The organism is Streptomyces sp. NPDC017246 (assembly GCF_044331325.1).
In the GTDB taxonomy this organism is placed as follows: Bacteria; Actinomycetota; Actinomycetes; order Streptomycetales; family Streptomycetaceae; genus Streptomyces.
Genome location: NZ_JBIRMW010000002.1, coordinates 554,779 through 573,719 on the forward strand (window position 1 = coordinate 554,779; position 18,941 = coordinate 573,719).

15 protein-coding genes and 2 pseudogenes are annotated in these 18,941 nt (G+C 69.5%); 6 read left to right on the forward strand and 11 right to left on the reverse strand.

All coding sequences use genetic code 11. The features are described from left to right. Positions 1 to 5 precede the first annotated feature (5 nt). Positions 6 to 1,460, forward strand: a complete 1,455-nt coding sequence (locus tag ACH4MY_RS07345; protein ID WP_397998761.1) for an MFS transporter — start codon at positions 6 to 8, stop codon at positions 1,458 to 1,460. Between the two features lie 120 nt (positions 1,461 to 1,580). Continuing rightward, a pseudogene (locus ACH4MY_RS07350) lies at positions 1,581 to 1,856 on the forward strand (DUF3151 domain-containing protein); the annotation flags it as partial. Between the two features lie 82 nt (positions 1,857 to 1,938). Here the strand turns inward: ACH4MY_RS07350 and ACH4MY_RS07355 are convergent. Beyond that, complete coding sequence (locus tag ACH4MY_RS07355; RefSeq protein ID WP_397998763.1) at positions 1,939 to 2,358, reverse strand: DUF3151 domain-containing protein; 420 nt, start codon at positions 2,356 to 2,358, stop codon at positions 1,939 to 1,941. A gap of 121 nt (positions 2,359 to 2,479) precedes the next feature. Here ACH4MY_RS07355 and ACH4MY_RS07360 point away from each other — a divergent pair, with 121 nt between their 5' ends. After that, entirely contained in the window at positions 2,480 to 3,928 is a 1,449-nt protein-coding gene (locus ACH4MY_RS07360) for a recombinase family protein (protein ID WP_397998764.1), read from the forward strand. A gap of 449 nt (positions 3,929 to 4,377) precedes the next feature. Here ACH4MY_RS07360 and ACH4MY_RS07365 read toward each other — a convergent pair whose 3' ends face one another. The 9 genes from ACH4MY_RS07365 to ACH4MY_RS07405 form a co-directional block, all read right to left on the reverse strand. Then, positions 4,378 to 4,773 carry a hypothetical protein gene (locus ACH4MY_RS07365; protein ID WP_397998767.1) on the reverse strand — a complete coding sequence of 132 codons (396 nt, stop codon included), beginning with the start codon at positions 4,771 to 4,773 and terminating at the stop codon, positions 4,378 to 4,380. A gap of 77 nt (positions 4,774 to 4,850) precedes the next feature. Beyond that, a complete protein-coding gene (locus ACH4MY_RS07370) occupies positions 4,851 to 5,297 on the reverse strand; it encodes a hypothetical protein (RefSeq protein ID WP_397998769.1) in 447 nt (148 codons plus the stop codon). Between the two features lie 194 nt (positions 5,298 to 5,491). Next, complete coding sequence (locus ACH4MY_RS07375) at positions 5,492 to 6,202, reverse strand: hypothetical protein (RefSeq protein ID WP_397998772.1); 711 nt, start codon at positions 6,200 to 6,202, stop codon at positions 5,492 to 5,494. After that, on the reverse strand, positions 6,120 to 6,491 hold the full coding sequence (locus ACH4MY_RS07380; protein WP_397998775.1) for a helix-turn-helix domain-containing protein: 372 nt from the start codon (positions 6,489 to 6,491) through the stop codon (positions 6,120 to 6,122). Before ACH4MY_RS07380 ends, ACH4MY_RS07375 begins: the two co-directional genes overlap by 83 nt. A gap of 71 nt (positions 6,492 to 6,562) precedes the next feature. Then, positions 6,563 to 7,216, reverse strand: coding sequence for an HAD-IA family hydrolase (locus tag ACH4MY_RS07385; RefSeq protein ID WP_397998778.1), 654 nt, complete (start codon positions 7,214 to 7,216; stop codon positions 6,563 to 6,565). A 113-nt stretch (positions 7,217 to 7,329) separates the two neighbouring features. Continuing rightward, positions 7,330 to 7,569 carry a hypothetical protein gene (locus ACH4MY_RS07390; RefSeq protein ID WP_397998781.1) on the reverse strand — a complete coding sequence of 80 codons (240 nt, stop codon included), beginning with the start codon at positions 7,567 to 7,569 and terminating at the stop codon, positions 7,330 to 7,332. A gap of 101 nt (positions 7,570 to 7,670) precedes the next feature. Next, positions 7,671 to 13,646 (reverse strand): DNRLRE domain-containing protein, encoded by a 5,976-nt coding sequence (locus ACH4MY_RS07395; RefSeq protein ID WP_397998784.1) that lies wholly within the window; start codon positions 13,644 to 13,646, stop codon positions 7,671 to 7,673. A gap of 1,193 nt (positions 13,647 to 14,839) precedes the next feature. Further along, positions 14,840 to 15,391 carry a hypothetical protein gene (locus tag ACH4MY_RS07400; RefSeq protein WP_397998787.1) on the reverse strand — a complete coding sequence of 184 codons (552 nt, stop codon included), beginning with the start codon at positions 15,389 to 15,391 and terminating at the stop codon, positions 14,840 to 14,842. 560 nt (positions 15,392 to 15,951) lie between these two features. Beyond that, positions 15,952 to 16,353 (reverse strand): hypothetical protein, encoded by a 402-nt coding sequence (locus ACH4MY_RS07405; protein ID WP_397998790.1) that lies wholly within the window; start codon positions 16,351 to 16,353, stop codon positions 15,952 to 15,954. 412 nt (positions 16,354 to 16,765) lie between these two features. On the opposite strand from ACH4MY_RS07405, the gene ACH4MY_RS07410 reads away from it, so the two are divergent. Further along, on the forward strand, positions 16,766 to 17,083 hold the full coding sequence (locus ACH4MY_RS07410; RefSeq protein WP_397998793.1) for a hypothetical protein: 318 nt from the start codon (positions 16,766 to 16,768) through the stop codon (positions 17,081 to 17,083). A 312-nt stretch (positions 17,084 to 17,395) separates the two neighbouring features. Here the strand turns inward: ACH4MY_RS07410 and ACH4MY_RS07415 are convergent, their stop codons facing one another. Then, positions 17,396 to 17,629: a hypothetical protein gene (locus ACH4MY_RS07415; RefSeq protein WP_397999444.1), complete on the reverse strand. Its 234-nt coding sequence runs from the start codon at positions 17,627 to 17,629 to the stop codon at positions 17,396 to 17,398. Between the two features lie 36 nt (positions 17,630 to 17,665). Here ACH4MY_RS07415 and ACH4MY_RS07420 point away from each other — a divergent pair. Together ACH4MY_RS07420 and ACH4MY_RS07425 are read left to right on the forward strand one after the other, a co-directional pair. Next, positions 17,666 to 17,821 (forward strand): annotated as a pseudogene (locus ACH4MY_RS07420) (DUF3151 family protein); the annotation flags it as partial. Between the two features lie 195 nt (positions 17,822 to 18,016). Next, complete coding sequence (locus tag ACH4MY_RS07425) at positions 18,017 to 18,931, forward strand: DUF3152 domain-containing protein (protein ID WP_397998796.1); 915 nt, start codon at positions 18,017 to 18,019, stop codon at positions 18,929 to 18,931. Positions 18,932 to 18,941: the final 10 nt, after the last annotated feature.

The following is an 18,941-nucleotide window of genomic DNA, read 5'->3' on the forward strand; positions in this document are numbered from 1 at the left end:
CAGGCATGGGCGTGCGGGACGTGCGGATGGCCTCGGGGACCGGTCGATGGATCGTGTTCACGACCGTGCTCGGCTCCGGAATGGCCCTGCTCGACTCCACCGTCGTCAATGTCGCGCTGCCGCACATCGGCGAGGACCTGGGCGCCGACCTGGCCGTGCTCCAGTGGACGGTCAACGCCTACATGCTGACCCTGGCCGGGCTGATCCTGCTCGGCGGGGCGCTCGGCGACCGGTACGGGCGGCGCCGGGTCTTCGTGATCGGGGTGGTGTGGTTCGCGCTCGCCTCGCTGCTGTGCGGGCTCGCCCCGAACGCCGGGGTGCTGATCGCCGCCCGCGCCCTCCAGGGCGTGGGCGGGGCGCTGCTCACCCCCGGCTCCCTCGCCCTGATCCAGGCGAGCTTCCACGAGGACGACCGGGCCCGGGCGGTCGGGCTGTGGTCGGGCTTCGGCGGTGTGGGGGCGGCGATCGGGCCGTTCGTCGGCGGCTGGCTGGTCGACGGGCCGGGCTGGCGGTGGGTGTTCCTCCTGAACGTGCCGCTCGCCGCACTCTGCGTACCCGTCGCCCTCCGGCACGTGCCGGAATCGCGCGACGAGACCGCGCGCGGCCGCTTCGACGTCCTCGGCGCGGCCCTGGGCGCGGCGGCGCTCGCCCTCGTGACGTACGCGCTGATCGGCGAGGCCTGGTGGGCCGGGGCGGCCGGGATCGCCGTCGGGGCCTGGTTCGTGGTGGTGGAGCGCCGGCGCGGCGAGGCGGCGATGGTGCCGCCGTCGATCTTCGCTTCCCGGATGTTCACGGCGGTCAACCTCGTCACCCTGTGCGTCTACGCGGCCTTTGGCGGCTTCTTCTTCCTGGCCGCCCTCCAGCTCCAGGTGGTGGCCGGCTACTCGGCGCTCGGCGCGGGTACGGCCCTGCTGCCGACGACCGTCCTGATGCTGCTGCTGTCGGCGAAGTCCGGGGAGCTGGGGGAGCGGATCGGGCCCAGGATCCCGCTCACGGTGGGGCCGCTGCTGTGCGCCGCGGGCATGCTCCTGATGCTGCGGGTCGACGAGGACGCCTCGTACGTACAGGACGTGCTGCCGGCCATGCTGGTGCTCGGTCTCGGCATGACGGCCCTGGTCGCCCCGCTGACCGCGACCGTGCTCGCCTCGGTGGACGTCGCCAGGGCGGGTCTCGCGAGCGGCATCAACAACGCGGCGGCGCGGGCGGCCGGGCTGCTCGCGGTGGCCGCCCTGCCGATGCTGGCCGGGATGGGGCCGGAGGCGTACCGCTCGGCGGCGGAGTTCGAGGCGACGTTCCGGCGGGCGATGCCGATGTGCGCGGGGATCCTGGTGGTGGGCGCGGTGATCGCCTGGACGACGATGCGCACTCCGGCGGGGGCGGACTGCCACCCGGAGTGCAAGGTGCACTGCGGGGTGACGTCCCCGCCGCTCGACCCGGGCGGCCGGGGCGCTTCGGCCTGAGCGGGGCGGGGGCCGGCCCGAGCGGGCGGGGGCCGGCCCGAGCGGGCGGGGGCCGGCCCGAGCGGGCGGCCGGGGCGGGCGTGGGGGCTTCGGTGGGCGGGACTGAGGCAGACTGACCCCATGGCCATCCACGAGAACCTTCTGGGGGGACCGGCCCCCACCCACCTGCCCGACGACCCGGGTCCGCGCGAGCTGCTCGCGAACGGTACGGCGCCGGCGGACGTCGCCGCGAAGTACCCGACCTCCTCGCTCGCCTGGGCCCAGCTCGCCGACGACGCGTACGAGCGCGGATCGGTCGTCGAGTCGTACGCCTACGCCCGTACCGGCTACCACCGCGGCCTCGACGCGCTGCGCCGCGACGGCTGGAAGGGCCACGGCCCGGTGCCGTGGGAGAATGGTGCCACATGTGATCGTTCGAGTTTCTGTGCCTCCACTGCCTGAGCAGCGGAGGCACAGCTGTTTCCGGCTGCGGTGACGGCTACCGCCTAAGCGCGGTGTACGCCTCCGCGCTGCTGTCCTGAAGGAACTGCCAGCACCGCTCCGTCTCGTCCTTCTCGTTGATGTCGCCGGCGGCGCGCGCCAGGGCGGCGAGGCAGCGCAGGAAGCCGCGATTGGCCTGGTGGCTCCAGGGGATGGGGCCGTGCCCCTTCCAGCCGGTCCGCCGGAGCTGGTCGAGTCCGCGGTGGTAGCCGGTGCGCGCGTACGCGTACGACTCGACCACGCGCCCCGCCTCGTAGGCGTCGTCGGCGAGCTGTGCCCACGCGAGGGAGAACGTGGGGTGCTTGGCCACAACTTCGGCCGGCGCGAGGGACTCCTCGCCCAGGAGGCGGTATGCCTCTTCGTTCTCGGGCAGGTACGTCGGCTCCGGGCCGCCGAGCAGGTTCTTGTGCGTCGTCATGGAAGCAGTCTGCCACTCGGGGACGGGCGTCCGGGATGCCCACGAGGAAAATCGGCCGTGGCCCAAGAGGGGACGAGAACGGCGCTTGATGTAACCAATAGCGATATGCGACGATCCGGCCATGGCGGCACGACGGGGGTCCTCCGGGGCCATGCAGGTGGGCATCTACACCCGGATCAGCAAGGACGACGAGGCCGAGGGGCTGGGCGTCGCGCGGCAGGAGGAGGACTGCCGGCTGTACTGCGCCGCCCGGGGCTGGGAGGTCGCCAAGGTCTACGAGGACAACGACCTCTCCGCGTACAAGCGGAAGACGGTACGCCCCGAGTTCCGGCAGATGCTGGAAGACCTGAAGGCCGGGCGGATCGACGGGGTCGTCGCCTGGGACATCGACCGCTTCACGCGCCAGCCGCGCGAACTGGAGGCGTGGATCGACGAGTACGAGGACGCCGAGCGCGGGAAGCGCCACCTCGTCTTCGACTCCGTCTCCGCGTCGGACATCGACCTCTCCACGGAGAATGGCCGGTTCATCGCGCGGATCAAGGTCACCATCGCCAACAAGTCCTCGGCGGACACCTCGCGGCGCACGAAGCGCAAGCACCTGGAGCTGGCGACGCAGGGCAAGCTCCCCGGCGGCCGGGCACCGTACGGGTGGAACCGCGAGGACCGCAGGACGCTGGTCCCGGAAGAAGCCGAGCATCTCCGCGAGGCGGTGAAGGACTTCCTGGGCGGCATCCGGTGGGCGTCGATCGCGCGTGACTGGCGGGACAAGGGGGTCAGGTCCCACAGTGGCGGCTTCTTCGACGACTCGAAGATCAAGCGGATGGTGATGAACCCGCGGATGTGCGGCTACCGGATGCACCAGGGTGAGCTCTTCCTGGACGAGCGCGGTGAGCCCGTCGTCGGCGACTGGGAGCCGATCATCACCCCCGACGACTGGTACCTGCTCACGGAGAAGATCAGGCGGGAGTCGGAGGGGCGGGAGGTGCGGGACTACGCCACCAAGTACCTTCTCTCGGGCATCGCCCGGTGCGGAAAGTGCGGCGCCAAGATGCGGGCCTTCCCGTCGTACCGGAAGTCGAAGACGTCGTCGCAGTTCAGGTACGCGTGCCCCGGCAAGAACGACGGCGGATGCGGGGGCGTGGCCAGGGCGGGTGAACCGGTCGACCGCCTCATCAGGAAGGCCGTGTTCCTCAGCTCCGACAAGGCGCTCGCGAACGTCCGTGAGCGCGCGCCGGAATGGACCAAGGAGGAACAGCTGGCCTCCCTGGAACGGGACATGGCCGAGTTCAGGCAGGCGTGGCAGGAGAAGCGCATGTCAGCCGCCCGCTATATCGCTCTCACCGAGGACCTGGAGAAGCAGATCGCGGAACTGCAGCGGGAGCGGGCCCTGCACCGCGCCGAGGCCGCGACGTTCGCGGCCGGCCCCGTCGACATCCGGGATCGGTGGGAGAAGCTGACGATCGAGCAGCAGCGCGCCGCCGTCCTCAAGGTCTTCCGCGCGGTCATCGTCAAGCCCGCGTCCAAGGGGCCGATCTTCGACCCGGCGGACATCGAGCCGGTGCTCAGGTGACGAACAGAAGCCGGGCCCCTGCGACAGCGGGGGCCCGGCTTCTGTTCGTTCAAGACCGGTCTATGCCGAAGATGCGGAGCAGATCGTCGACCCACTCCTCGTCGCGGTCAGGGAGCTGAGCTTCCACGCGGCGCAGCCATTCGTCCTCAGTCAAAGAGCCCGGCCTCCGGCGCCGCGCCACTGTGTTCTCCCGTCGCGGGGCGCCGGGGCGTGTGGACGAAGTAGTCGCGGGTGTGGCGGAGGAAGCCGGGCTCGTGGAGGAAGTACTCGGACTCGGCGGCGGTGTGGCCGGCGGTCTTGCGGCGAAGGTGGAGTGTCTCGGCCGGTACGTCGAGGTAGAGGGTGTGGTCGGGGCGCAGGAAGGAAAGCGCACCTCCAGGACGCGGTGGTCGTGGGTGCGATGGCGGGCGGCGAGCTGCCGGGTGTGTGTCTGGTGGGCGTGGTGGAGGTCATCGGGGAAGGTGTAGATACCGGTGTCGTCCGGCACGGGCAGGGTCGAGGTCGCCGCGGACAAGGACGTCGGCGTCCACGTAGATCAGGTAGGGGCGGCGGACGAAGTCCGGTGTGAACTCGAAGCGCAGGTAGGTGGTGACGGTGATGTACGAGGCGTCCGCCATGCGCGAGGTCCGCAGCGGGGAGCCGTGGCGAAGGCAGAAGGAACCGAAGCCGACTCGCTGGGCGAAGTCGGAGAGAAGGAGGGCCTGCGCGGGGGTGAGGTCGAGGGTGAGCACCCGTACGGCGGTGGCGCGGCGGGCTGCCGGGGTGAGGCCGTCGGCCAGGCCGGCGAGGGCGGTGAGGCCGGGGACGATGTAGGGCTGGTCGATGCAGAGGCCGAACGCGTACACGACGATTTCGCCTTTCGGGCGTGGTGCACGGGTGTGACGGAGGCGGAGACGGGGAGGCCGGTGGCGAGCGCGGGCGCTCACGAGCCGTTGCCCTCGGGCGGGTCCGGCTGGGTGAACCGGCCCGAGGCCGCGTCCGCGATGGCGCGGCGACGAGGGGCCTGACCCGGGGTTCGACGCGCCGGGACGCCGCTCGACGCGTCCACGAGGAACCCTCCCCGGTCGCGGAGGAGGACACCGAGAGCAGCGAACTGGGCGGCATCGGTGGCCACATGGGCCAGCTCGCTGACGACGACGCCCCGGATCATCCCGTCGGACAGGGCGAACGTGACGGCCTGCCATCCGGGCCGCTCCGCGAGCGGAACCGCCGGGTCGGAGTCGGACCAGGCACCGGCGACGCGCCAATGGCGGGCCTCGGCGTAGCGGCGGCCGTTCTCCTCGCCCTCGCGGATGGTGGGGGAGGTGGCGGCGCAGGTGTAGACGGCGATGGGCACGTGCCCGAGGCCGCCGGGCGGGTTACTCGGCATGCCCACAAGGCTGCTGGGCAGCCGTGCGCGGGCCCAGGCACGGCCTGTGGCACCGGTGGCGGTCCGTACCCGGCTGCTGTGCCACGCTCCGTGGCAGCGGGATCGAGCCTGCTCAGGGGTGTGTCACGACCCGTAGTAGTCAGGCTGGCGGAAGCCTCGTCGCCTCCTACGGGTCGTGGCAGTGTCGGGGAGGGTCAGCGCACGCCGAGAGGTACGCCCGCGGAGTCGGCGAGACCCCTGAGACGGTTGACGGACACCCCTGCGAGTCGGCTGATGATGACGCCGGGAAGCATCTGGTGGCGTACCCACACCGGGGCCATCGCGCAGACGGCCTGGAGGGTGTCGGCAGCGGCGTCCCACCGGCGGCATTCGACCTGGGTGAGGGCGACGTCCAGGCCGTAGCGGGCCCGAGTGGCGAGAGGCACGGAGTCGTCCAGGCGGACGGTGTCCATGAGCCGCAGCGCGCCGGCCGTGTCGCCGAGGGCCACGGCGATGCTCATGGCCTGCGTGGCGGCGTACATCGGTCCGTATGGCTGGGCGTGCGCGCCACGGGCGTGCTCGTCGCCTATGCGGGCGGCGACGGCGTGCGCCTGGGAGAGGTACTCGCGAGCGCTGTCGGCGTGAGCTCCGCCCCGGGAGGCGGCGACGGCGGCGTTCGTGACGAGCTGCCCGTACACGCTCAGCCGGTCCGGATCATGCTCGCTCATCTTCGGCTCGATCCGGTCGGCCTGGGCCGCAGCGAGGAGGAACCCCTGCTTTGTGCGGCCATCCCGGAGGTTGACCCACGCGGTCGTGGCGGCGAGATGGGCATCGCGCAGATCGTCACCGCCCTGCACGGCGATCTGGCGGCCGTACGTCAGCGCCGCATACGCGAGGTCTCGGGAGCCGAGGACGTTGGCGGCCATGCCTGCGGTCTGGAAGGTGTCGATCAGGACGCCGGCGGCGGCCTCCCGCTCTCCCGGATCCGCAGCGTCGAACCTGGCCTAGGAGCACGGCGATGTCCGTACCGAGTGCGTCGGCGATCGACAGCAGGGACGGGAGAGAAGCGGTCCCGCCGCGTTCGAGCTTGCGGACTACGCCGACGGACACGCCAGCCGCCTCCGCCAACTGCTCCTGTGTCATGCCTCCACGCAACGCCTTCAGGCGCTCAGAGGTGGTGTACTCCGACCACTGCATGATCCAGAACCTCCGCATGATGGGCCCCACGCGGACAGTACTGGCAAGAGCATCCGGCCCGACAGCCTCTACTCAGACTGCAGTTGCCTTCACGCGGTGATCTCCGCCGTGACGCCGAGGAGGGTCTCCAGCTCGGCCACGGCCTCATCCTCGTCCGTGACATGAGCGGTGGCGATGCCCAGGTCGGCTGCCGGAGGCAGGTTCACCGCGTGATCATCCACGAACACACACCGCTCGGCGGGCAGCCCGATCCGTTCCAAGGCCAGCTCGTAGATCGCCGGATCGGGCTTGGCCATTCCCACCAGCTCGGAGACGACATGGACGTCGAACAGGTCCCAGATGCCCAGGTGCTCGTAGGGGTTGAACGGGTTGAGCCCGAAGCTGTTGGACAGCAGGGCGAGCCGATGGCCGGCGGCGCGCGCGGCACGAGCCAGCGCGACCATCCGGCGAGCCGCAGGCACCCCGGCCCAGGCCCTCCCCATCAGGTTCACCGGATCCACATGCGCACCCAACAGTGCGGCCGTGCCCTCGTTCCACTCGGCCTGCCCGATCTCCCCGACCTCCAGAGCCGCGTAGAGACGCCGGCCCTCAGGGTGTTCGTTGAGAGTGCTGCGCCACGCGCCCGGAGCCAGCCCTTCTGACATGCACCAGGCGCGGTGTACATCGATCGGGCTGGCAGTAAGCACGCCGGCGAAGTCGAGGATCAGGCCGCGGCTGTCGGCGACATCAGTCCTGTGCGGCATCCGGTGATTGTTCCTTCCCTGACGGGTTCCCTCGGCGACGCTACCGCGCACCGATCACGCGGAAGGGCGAAGCCTCCCTAACCATTCTGGGCGCCGCCCTCCCAGGTCGTACGTCAGGGGCGCCTGGTGATCGCGGCGAGCACGAAGGCGAGCGCAGCGAGCGACACGGCTGTGATGACGACCGCTGCCGCGGTTCCCGGGGCGATGCCCACGAGCCGAGGTGCGATGCCACCCACCACCAAGACAGCGACCGCAGCCCAGAGCAGGACGTCCTTCCATCCGGCGGATCGGCTGATGACGAGGAAGAAGACGGTGAGACAGCCGAGGCCAAGAATGATGTTCAAGGTGAGCATGAATGGTCCTTAAGGAGTCGCGCGGCCGAGGGTGCGGGGGCGTTTACGCACCGCACCCCGCACCCTCGGCTGATTGCTAGGTCACAGTCCGCCGATTGTTGCTACCCCCACCTGCCGTCATCCCACGGCGAGGTCTTCGTGTAGCAGCCGACCCACGGGATGCACGCAGTGATCCGGGACCGTTCTGCCCAGTTGTAGTAGCCCGTGGTGACCTTGCCGCGCTTCGTCTTCCGGGCGCCCTTTACGTAGCGCTCCCAGACGCCCCAGCGTGTCCGGGACTGCCAGAGCATGCTGTCGATGTAGACCCCGACCATGAACCTGCCCATGATGCCCTGGAAGAAGGCTCGCAGCGGACGAGGCATGTTGCTGTAGGTCGACTTGTACCACTTGCCGTTGACCCAGTAGGTGGAGATCCGCTTCCAGTTGGTGGTTTTCGTCGGCTTCCTGCCGTCCAGGTCGACCCTGTTGACCGGGTCACCGAAGGCGTACTCGTACGCGTTCGCGCTGGCACCGTGGATGGGGTCGGTGGTCAGGAAGCGGCCGGTGGACGGGTTGTAGAGCCGCACACCCATCAGAGTGAGACCCCCAAGGGTCTCGCTGGACCGCTTGGCCGCTCCAAGCCAGTTGTAGCGGGCGGTGGGCTGTCCCGAGCGAGGGTTGCCGTACTCGTCGTTGTCCAGCACCACAGGAGCATCTGCCTGGTCCAGTGGCAGCTGGAGAGCAACGTCACCGTGGACGCTGGTCATCTGGAGCACCGTGTGCCCCTCGGCACTGGTCGTCGCCGTCAGATCTCCGGCAGCGGAGTCGACGAGACGCGTGACCGCTCCGCCGGTGACGTCCTCCACGATCCAGCGTGGGCTGTCACCATCGTTGGCGAAGTGGTTGCGCCGGGCAGCGGTCGTGGTCCACGTACCGGCGTTCTCTTCCACGGTCCAGGAGCGGAACCGCTGCATGGCGTCCAGCTGCCAGGTCTGGCGGACGGCGCCCTGGGTTTGCTGGTGAACCATGTCGTTGGCGTAGTAGGCGACCTGGGTACCCGGCAGGTCGGTGGTACGCCCGAAGGCGTCGTAGACGTAGCCGGCGTCAACGAGTCGGTCGGCGCTGTCGTAGGTGTAGATGGTGCTGGCCCCTCCGGAGGTGGGGCAGGCGGCACCCGCAGCGCCCTCCGCTGTGGTCAGGCTGGTGCGGTTCGTCCGCTTGTCGAAGCCGTAAGCGCGTCGGATACACGTGTCGGCGATGACATCGGCGACGTCGATGAGGCGACCGGTCGAGTCGTAGGCGTAGTCCTGCGAGGACCAGCCACTGTGCCGGGCGACCTGACCATGGACCGATTCTGCGACGGAGTCGGAGTACACGACCTGCTTGTCGCTGTCGCGGGTGTACGTCCGGGCCAACACCGCACCGGTGGTGTCCTTCGCGATGGCGAGGGTATAGCCGCCGGGCAGCTTCTCTTCCGCGACAGCACCGTCAGCGTCGTACCGAACGGAGAAGGTCCCGGCGACCGAGTCGGTCATCGAGGTGGCCATACCACCCGGCTCGGAGCCGTGGTCGTAGCTGTACGTGGCCGTGGAGGGCACGCTGTCGGACACCTTCACCGGGCGGTTCAGCACGTCGTACTGGGTGCTGGTGACCCCGCCGTCGGCATCGGTGTATCTGACGACGCGGCCGAGCTTGTCGAACTCCTTGGTGATCGTCCCTCCGGTCGGCGACGTCGTCTTGACGGCCTGGCCTGTTGCCGGGTCGTACTCGGTCGTGGACTCCGGAACCGTCTGGCCGAGCCCGCCGGTCATGACAGTCTGAAGGGGACGGCCGGCGCCGTCGTAGCTGTTCGTGGTGGTGCGGGTAACCGCGTTGGCGGTCTCGGTGACCTTGGACGGGTTGCCCCACCAGTTGTACTCGGTCGTGGCTGTCGGCAGCTGGGCCGGGTTCGTACCGCCGCCAGTGATCGTTCCGGCCGGTCCGGTGGTGCAGACCTGATCGGCCCATTCCGGGCGGCCCTGGCAGGTGCCTGTGCCGGTGGCGGACCAGTAGGTGGTCACGCGGGTGGCGGCGTCGGTGCCGGTCGCACCGGGCAGGAGCTGCTTGGTGACGCGACCCTGGGTGTCGTATTCGGTGGTGTCGGTGATCGCGAGACCGGACGGGTCCTTGATCGTCTTGATCGGTAGGCCCTTGACCCAGTCGTAGACCGTCTGTGTCACGCGCGGGTCTGCCATCGCGGTGGTGCCCAGGATCTGGGCGCCTGTGGTGACCTTGGTGACCTGGTTCTCGACCTTCGCCGTGCCGTCCGTCGGGCGGCCGGCGTCGTACTCGTTGACCGTCCACGAGCGTGCAACGGCTGACTCGCCGTTCAGCGAGATCCGGTGCAGCGGCCCGAACTCCTCCAGCTCACGCTGCCCCTTGACGTCATAGACGGAGGTGGTGGTGAGCAGGTCGGCGCGGTCCTGGGTGGACAGGCCGATGGTGCCGAGGTCGGCGAGGGTGGCCTGGTCCTTCGGCGTACCGCCGAGGGCGAGGGCCCGGTTGCCGGCCGTGAGTTCACGGACGGTGTTGCCGAACTGGTCGTACTCAGTCGTAGCTATGTGGCCGCCGGGGGCGGCGGTGTTGACCTGGCGGCCGGAGGCGTTGGTGTACGTGACCGATGCGCGGCCGTAGTCGGCGGCGGTCAGGTCGTCGCCCGAGTGCGTGGCGGGGACTGCGTCGGCAGGGAAGACTGCGGTCGCGTCGGCCGGAGCGTCGCTCTGGCCCCAGGTCTGCACGTCCGTGGCGGACATGGAGTAGGGAGCCTTGGCGCCGGTGAGCGGTACGTCATAGACGATGCTCGTCGACGACGTACCCGACTCGACATCCTTGCTGCCCTGCTGCAGACCGCTGCGGCTGGTCTTGAGGAGCATCCCGTCGCCGGCCGTCGCGGAATTCCCGGCCTTGCCGTAGGTGAAGGACCACGGCAGTTGCCCGGGCGGGGTCAGGCTGGTGACACGGCCGGCGCTGTCGTAGACGTACTGCGTCTTCAGCGCGGGAGTGATCAGCGGGTTGTACGTCTCGCGCAGACGGCCTGCGGTGTCGTAGGCGTACTTCTGCACCGTCTTGGCGGTGGCAGTGGCTGCGCCGGACTCGGTGGACCAGCCGCGGATCTCCTTCACCTGGTTGGTGAAGTCACCGAGGACAGAAGTACTCGCGGTGGTGGCGGTGGCATAGACGAACTCCAGCGCGCGGCAGCCCTTCGTGGACGGCGTGGCCGTGCACGTGGCGGCGGATGCGGCGGAGCTCGGGGAGATGACCAGCTTCGGGCGGGCGAGCTTCTTGCCGTCTACGGTCACGCTCTCGGAGATGACCGTGGTGGTGGACTGCTCCAGACCGTCCAGCGTGGAAGAGGCGACCTGCCACGTGGTGGCCGCCGCGTCCGGCTTGGTGAAGATGGTGACGGTGCCCTCGGTGTCCTTGAGGGTGAACGGCGTGCTCGTGGAGCCGGTCAGCGTCATGTCCTCGGCACCGGGCTCGGGCTTCCAGCCGCCGCTGTTGGTGGCGGTGAAGCCCACCTCCTCGCCGTCGGCGTCCACCACGGCCACCGAAGTGGCCGAGGTCTGCTTGAGAGACGTCCACGCGGACTCGCTGATCTCCGCGACTGTGCCGGAGGTCCACTGGGGACCGAAGATCGCCGCCTGGCCCTCCTGCTTCGCACCTGCATCGGCCCGGCGCGAAGACGCCGTACGCGACACCGACACCCCGAAGAGGGAGGCGTCAGTAGCGGACAGGGTGTAGTCACCCGTCAGCAGGTTCACAGAGCCGGGCCCTGCTCCCTGCGAGGGTGCGGTGCCGGCGTTGCGGTCGATGGTGATGTCATTCGCCGGGGAGTAGGCGGTGGTGGTGCCGTCGGTGAATGCGGCACGGACCTCGATCGGACCGTCCTCGGCCAGGCTGTCGGTGATGTTCCACGTCATCCCGGCGGGCTTCCCGCCCGTTACCGCGACCGGCCACGTGGCCACCGTCTCCGTGCCCTTGCGGACATCGGCGACCGGCACGTTCTTCCACGCGTCCGTCTCACCGCGGCGGTACTGGTAGGTCACGCCGGTGTACGAGGGCTGGCCCTCGGCCGACAGTGCCACACGCCGCGCCGGGCGCTCGCCCTGCCCGGGTGTGAGCAGCGCGGCTCCGGATCCGGCATAGAAGACGTGGCTGCTCTCAGTGGAGATGTTGCCGGCAGGGTCCACCGCGCGTGCGGTGACGGTGTGCTTGCCCGCGGCGAAGGTAAGGGTCTTGGTCACAGCGGTGCCGGTAGTGGTGGCGGACTGCCAGGTCCCTCCGTCCAGCTTGTACTGCACCTCGGCGACGTCACTGGCCGGCGGCTCGAAATCAAACGAGCCGGAGAACTTGCCGGTCACCTGGTCCGGGGTTCCGGACCAGGTGTTGGCCGGGTAGTCATCGGAGGTGACGGTGCTGGTGGCGGGCTTGGTGGTGTCGACGGTGAAGTACACCGACGGCGTCCAGTTCGACCAGGCGTTCTCGTCGTTGACGCGGCCCTTGAACCAGTAGGTTCGGCCGTTGACGAGCTTGCCCGGCATGACCTGGTAGGAGACCGTCTTGTTCAGAACCGGGTCGTAGGTGCCGGAGTCGTACACGGCCAGGTTCGTCGAGCCCTCCCACAGCTCCCACTTGGAGCGCAGGAACGTCGTCTCGGCGTCGCTGGCGGCGTAGCCCATGTACGGCGTGGTTGTGGTGACCCAGTTCTTGCCCCCGTTCGCACGGCCCGGCGTGACGGTCATCGGGTTCCCGGCGACCGGAATGGTGTTGTACGTGACCGACACGTACGGCGTGTTCGAGGCGGCGTTGCCGGAGTTGAACCGCTTCCACGAATACGGGTCGGACTCGTTGGTGGCCTTGATGCCCATCGAGTTGCTGCTGTTGCCGTTGGCGGCCCAGGCGACTGCGAGGTTCTTGATGTCCTGCGAGACCCAGCCATCCGCGCAGGAGGACGAGAAGCCCTTCGTCGCAGTCGAGGTGGCCCACTTGTTGGTGAAGCCGGGCTTGTTGGTCCACCGGGTGGCGGTCGAGGCGTGCGGGGTGTCCCAGACCTCCCAGCTGTTCGCGGTGCAGGACCAGGAGTGGAAGTTCCACAGGTTCAGCTTCGCGCCGAGGATCTGCTTGCCCGTGATCTTCGCCATGGGGAAGTGCAGGTACGAGCGTGCGATCTGACCGGAGCCGTTGTTGCCGAGCTTCAGCTCGGTCGACGTCGACATGTCGTTCGTGTAGCCCTCCTGCACGAACGTGTCGAAGCTCGCCCCGATGTTCACGGCTGGGTCGACCGTCACCGGGAACTTCGTCGCCGGGTCGGCCAGGAAGGCCGCGTCAGGCGTCAGCGTCAGGTCGATCGCGTCGCCGTTCTGCGTCACCTTCAGCCCGACGTCCGCGCGCCGGGTGTGCTCGCCGGACTTCTCGTCGACCGTCGCGTCCCACATCTCCGGTGCGGGCAGGACACCGACCTGCTTGCCGGTCTCGGCATCCAGGAAGGTCACCGACCGGTCCGCGTTCGCCCGCGCCATGATGCCCTTGGCGTTCAGCGTCAGCGTCACCGACCCCGTCGCGTCGACCGCCGTACGGTCCTTCAGCTCCAGGAACTGCTCGAAACCCGTACGGGTCGACTCGATGACCAGGTCCGTCGCCGCGAGTACGTCCGCGTACCGGGCCGTCGTCCCCGACAGCGCCGGCTCCGGCAGCACACCACGCCACGACAGGTCCAGCGACCGACCGTCCCCGGCATCCAGCGACACGAGCGGTACCGGTGCGGTCTGCGGCTCACCGGCGTCACCTGACGCCATCACGCGCGCCGCCAGCTTGGCGGGGGTCCTGCCGCCCAGCTTCAGGGCGAGGGGATGGTTCTTCGCGACCACCGAACCGTCCACCGACTTCGTCAGGCCGACGTCGATGTTCCGCCACGCGCCCGTCGCCTTGTCACGGAAACGGACCGGACCCGACGCGGAGTCCGACGTGGCCGTCCCGTCCGGATTAGCCCACGTCGTGGTCGACTCCGTCCGCTCCGACAACGCCTCCACCCGCTTGCCCGACAGGCGAGCAGCGACCATAGCCGACGCGAGGTCAGCCGCCTCGGTCGGATAAGGCGCGGTGTCAACGGCAACGGGCTGCTGCGGCGGCAAGGCCACCGCCTGCCCCGTGGTGCCCACGACAATGGCGGTCTCCACCGCCATCAGCGCCGCCGTCGCCAGCGCCACTCTCTGCAGAGCCCGCCTGGACAGCAATCTCCCACCTGTCCAGCCTGGTGGCGATACGTGGTCGTTCATACGTGAAATTCCTCCCCTGAACAGTCGTCAGTGCGACTAGCGGAGGATCATATTCCGACGTGTAAAGATCTCGTGAAGAGGGGTGTGATTAGTTTCTGTGGCGGCGTCGAGGCAGCGTTCACGCGAGACTCGACAGTGTGTGCCGCTCGTGCCAAAAGCGCCCCGGCTAATCGAGATCCTGTGCCTGATCGGCTCGTCATGGCGAGATCACCGCAGGGTGGAGATAGGAACGGGTGTCGGAGACGGTGCCCGCCGTGCTTGGCATGGTCATGGACGGGTTCATGATGGTCGTCCCTCATGTATCTATCTGGCCGGGAGGCCAGGTGATCTTCCAGCCGCGCCTACCATCGCGGTTGATCCAGAGGTCTGTGTGGGCAGGTGTGCTCTGGGGGCTCGGCTTCCGTGCTGCTGGTTCTCTCTCTGGGCGTCGGGACGGTGACGCTGATGACCGGCGGGGAGCCCGGGCGGGCGGCGTCGGTGATCGGATGGGTCGCAGGGCCGCCGGTGGTCGGCTCGGTCCTGGCGGCATTCGTGGATCGCCGGTTGCGGCGCGGTCGATCCTCGCGCGGGTGGTGAGGGGCGGTGGGTGTGCCCGACGCCTTCGCGACGTTGCGTGAACAGGGCTGTTCCGAAGGTAGGAGAAGCCGTGGGGGGAGTAACACCGCCTGGGGAACAGTGGATTGCCTGCCAGTGCCATTCTGTGGCTGTTGATGGCGATAGTGGTTGGCTTGGCAATTGCGATGCTCCGAAGCGATAGGGGCGCTTTCGGTGAATCCCGCGCTGCAGCGAGACTGGTGATCTTGATGGCGTGTTCGGTTTAGTGGATCTGACTCGGAAGTGTCTTGCTGGGCAAGCTGGTTGATTGCTTGCTGGTTGGCAGAGGCCAGGAATAGGGGCAATTCTCCTTCTGCTGCTCGTGATTGCGGGAAGGGGGTCCGGGCGGCACGCGGCAGAATTCCGCTGACTGCCGACGTCGGTCATCGGTCCTGGAGAGCCGGGGCGGCGTGCCGACCTCTGCCCCGCAGCTCGCGGCGGCGCACGTACCACCAGACCGCGGGCAGCAGCCCGAGCCAGACCGCCAGTTGAAGCGGGACGCCGGTGAGGTCCCCCACGACCATGGCCGGCACAGCGCACAGCATCGCGCCGAACGCCGCCTTGCCGTGGACCACGAGGAGCCGGGGAAGCCCTCGTTCCCCGTAGCGGCGTGCCCGGACGAGCACCCGGCCTCCGGCATAGGCAGTGAAGGCGCCGGCCGGCAGCAGGGCAGATCCCACCGCGGCGGCGAGCTGGGGCTCACCCAGCGGGGTGTCGGCCGTCTCCTGGGACAGGCCGTCCTTCGCCACGGCGACCACGTAGTCCTGCCACAGCGTGACGGTCACGACGTCACCAGGCCGTAGATCCTTGAGTAGGGGGCCGGCCGCGTCCATGTCGACAACATCCGAGACCTCGCGCGGTCCACTGAGACGTACCGAGAACTCCTCGTACTCGGCCTCGTCCTTGATCACCGTGCTCACTACCGTCGCCGTCACGTCACGGAGACAGCCCTCGGCCACGCCTGCGGAAGCGGGACACGGAGAGGCAGCGGCATACGCCTGTTCGTCGTCGATCAGCTCCGGTACCACGCCCAGGAGGATCGCTCCCGCCAGCAGGGTCACCGCGAGGCCCAGAAGGGCCGCGCACGCACCCCATGTCCGGTGCCACACCGTGCGCCGACGTGCGGAGGCCGAAACCGACGGCAAGGCGAGACGCCGCGGACTGTCAGGCACTCGTCCTCCCCGCTCGAACCGACCTTGCCTGTGTGATCACCGTGAAGGCGACGACTGCCACCGACGCCCCCAGCCCGGTGGCGAGCGGGTCCGCCACGCCCCGGCCCGTCAACGGCCGCAGAAGTTCCACAGCGCCGAGGACGACGACGGAACCGGCGCAGCCTGCGAACACACCCGCGCCCCAGTCCCGACGCCGCCAGAACCGTTGCACGAGCAGCGTCATCACCGCGAAGGCGACAGGTGGCGACGGCTCGCCGACGAAGGACAGCAGTACCCCACCCAGGCCGCACACCGCCCAACAGCCCGCGAGCACCCAGCCCGTCTCACGCCATGTGATCCTTCGGCGATCCGTCATCGTCCCGACCCCCTTCCGTCATCCCGTCGGCCGCGCCGGAAACCGGCGACCGCCTCTCACCGCGCCGCCGCGTCCCATGGACGGGCGGGCGCCAGAAGGCGATGAGGTAGAGCATCGGCCCGGCGACACGGCAGAAGCCGACCACCCAGGGCTCCGGCAGTCCGGCCAGGCCGTAGACACCGCTGCTGCCCATGCCGATTCCCATGAGAACGAAACCGGCCGCCCAGCAGCGCACCGCCCACCGAGGGCCACGAGACACCCACGCGGGAGCCCGATCGGGCTGACGCCACCATTCCCAGGCGGTCCACACGATCAGCGGCCCGAAGACCAGCATGAAGACATCGCCGAACACGTCCCACAGCCAGTCCATGTTCCCCTCCCCTGGCTACTCCTGGCTCCGACCCGCCATGCCACGGGGAGCGCGCTTGCCACATTGCTCCCGGAGTACGGCCCGAGGACCCCGGCAATGAAGCATCAGCCAGGATGAGTGCTGCCGGTCGGCGAACGGGAAGGCGCGAGACCCTCTGCTCAGTGACCTCGCCACGGGCTCCCCCTCTGCTCGCCCCGGCGCAGGACCGAGCACGCCATTCCACGTCGGGGAACACATTGCCGGGCTCCGGCAGCATTGGCTCACGCAGACAGACGGCGCGGCCCCCTGATGCGGCCCTCCACGTCCTCGGTAGGGTCACCATCACCCCGTAGTCCGCTGTACAGCGCTTTCACCTCGGCAATCGACAGCCGCCCACGCGGACCTTGCCGCGCATACCCAGGAGTCAGCCCCCATGACGTGGCAGTGGATCGGTCTCACGTTCTTCTCCTTCACGGTGCTGCCAACGGGCCTGGCCATGGCCACAGACCGGGTCCCCGAGCGGTTGCGTCGCCGACTGGCTCCCGTACGGCCGCGCGGCTGCGCCCTCCTGCTGATCTACGCCACCGCGCCCGTCAACGCGCTCCCCCGCATAGTCGGCGCCTCCCCCGACATCACCCTCGCCTGCACGGCGGCCGGCGGGGCCCTCGCCGTTGCCGGCTGCCTGGTTCTGGGCGTCACCACCTGGGTGCGTGAGTACCGCCCGGTCGTGACCACGCGCCAAGGCTCCTGACGCCATGCCCGCAACAGTGCCCCGCACCAGCCGCAGGCGACGTGAGGCCGTATCGATCATTGCCTGGTGGGCCGTACTCACCCTGGCCCTCTGGCTTCTGGGGCATGCGACGAGCCACCCGGCCGGCCTCGCGCCGAGCGTCGCGTCCGCCGCCGTTCTGGTCGCCGTCGGCGAAACCGGCGACTGGGCTCGCAGACGCTGGAAGACCCGGCGAAACCGCGTGGCGCAACGGCCCCGCCTCCCCTGACGTCGTGCGGGGGAGGCCGCGTCGAGGAGCGTCTGGAGAGGGCACCGGATGAAGAGGCCGTCGGGTCAGCTCCCGTCGGTTTGCGCGGGCGCCTGGAACCTCGTCGGCTGGCCGGTCGCCGTCGAGGCGTCGCCGTAAAGAAGGGGGACAGCCTCCACGGCGGGCGGGGAGGTGTCCCCCGTCGGGGGCTTGTCGCCCGTCCACTCCGTGGAGCAGATCCTGGCGAGGTCCGTCATCCACTCCAGGTTCCGCTCCGGCAGCTGGGCCGCGAGGTTGTCCAGCCACTCCTGCTCGGTCATGTCGTAATCCCCTCCCGCCATCGCGTACATCTTCCACCATTCTCCTGGGAGCACGAGCCCAACCGCGGCTTCCTGCGCGCGCTGCACGCGCTGGCCCGGGCGGCCGGCGAGATCGGCGAGAAGGACGAGTTCGAGCGCTGCTCGACCTTCCTGCGGGACTCCTCGGAGACCGCCGCGGAGACGCTCGGCTGAACCTTTTCCGCCTGACACCGTCCGGATTTCGCCCTGTCCCATGGACCGGGGGAAATCCGGACGGACCCCCCGAGCCGTTCGATCGTGTTCGATCGCGGCCGGTACGATCCCCGGGACCGCAGGACCGAAGACGCCGGTACCGAGGCCCCAACTCCTCTTCCCCCACAGCCGGCCGACGCAGGGGAGAAGTCTGCCGTGGGCAAGCGTGCCGCATCCGCCGGACGGCGACGAAAGCAGAGCCGGCGGCGGGGCAGAGGCAGACGGGGCCCGGCGGGCCGGCTCGCGCTGCCGACGCTGGCCCTGGTGACGGTCGCGCTCGGCGCGGGCGTGGCCCTCGGCCACTTCGACGGTCCGGTGGCCGAGGACAGGGCCGCCGCGGCGACCACCCCGGCTCCGGAGCCGAGCACGGAGAGCCCGGTCCCGACGACGGCCGCTCCCGCCCCCCGGCCCACGACGGCGAAGCCGAAGAAGCCGAAGCCGCCGTCGACGTCGCCGCAGGCGAAGCGGACGAACCCGAGGACACCCCCGAAGAAGGCGGCCGTGCCGCAGTCCGGCGCCGGGACCTTCACCACCGCGCAGGCCTCCGGAGCGCCGATCGGCGACGGCGGCGTCCTGCGCCGCTACCGGGTCCAGGTCGAGGAGGGGATCGAGCTGTCGGCGCGCGGGGCGGCCGCCGAGATCCAGCGGATACTGGCGCATCCGCGCGGCTGGGCCGCGCACGGCCGGGGCCGCTTCCAGCTGGTCTCGGAGGACGCCGACTTCGTCATCCGGATCGCCACCCCGGACACGGCCGACGCGCTCTGCCTGCGGCAGGGCCTGGACACCCACGGCGAGCTGAACTGCGAGACCACCGACGGGGTCGTGGTGAACCTCAAGCGGTGGATGCTGGGCTCGCCCACCTTCGCGGGGGAGGCCGCCGAGTACCGGCATCTGATCATCAACCACGAGGTCGGACACGAGATCGGTATCCGGCAGCACATGGACTGCCCGGGTCCGGGCAGGCTCGCGCCCGCGATGATGCAGCAGATCAAGGGCCTGAACGGCTGTCGGTCGAACGCATTTCCGTATGACGAAGACGGGAGCTACATCACCGGGCCGATCGTGTCATGATGCGCTTGGG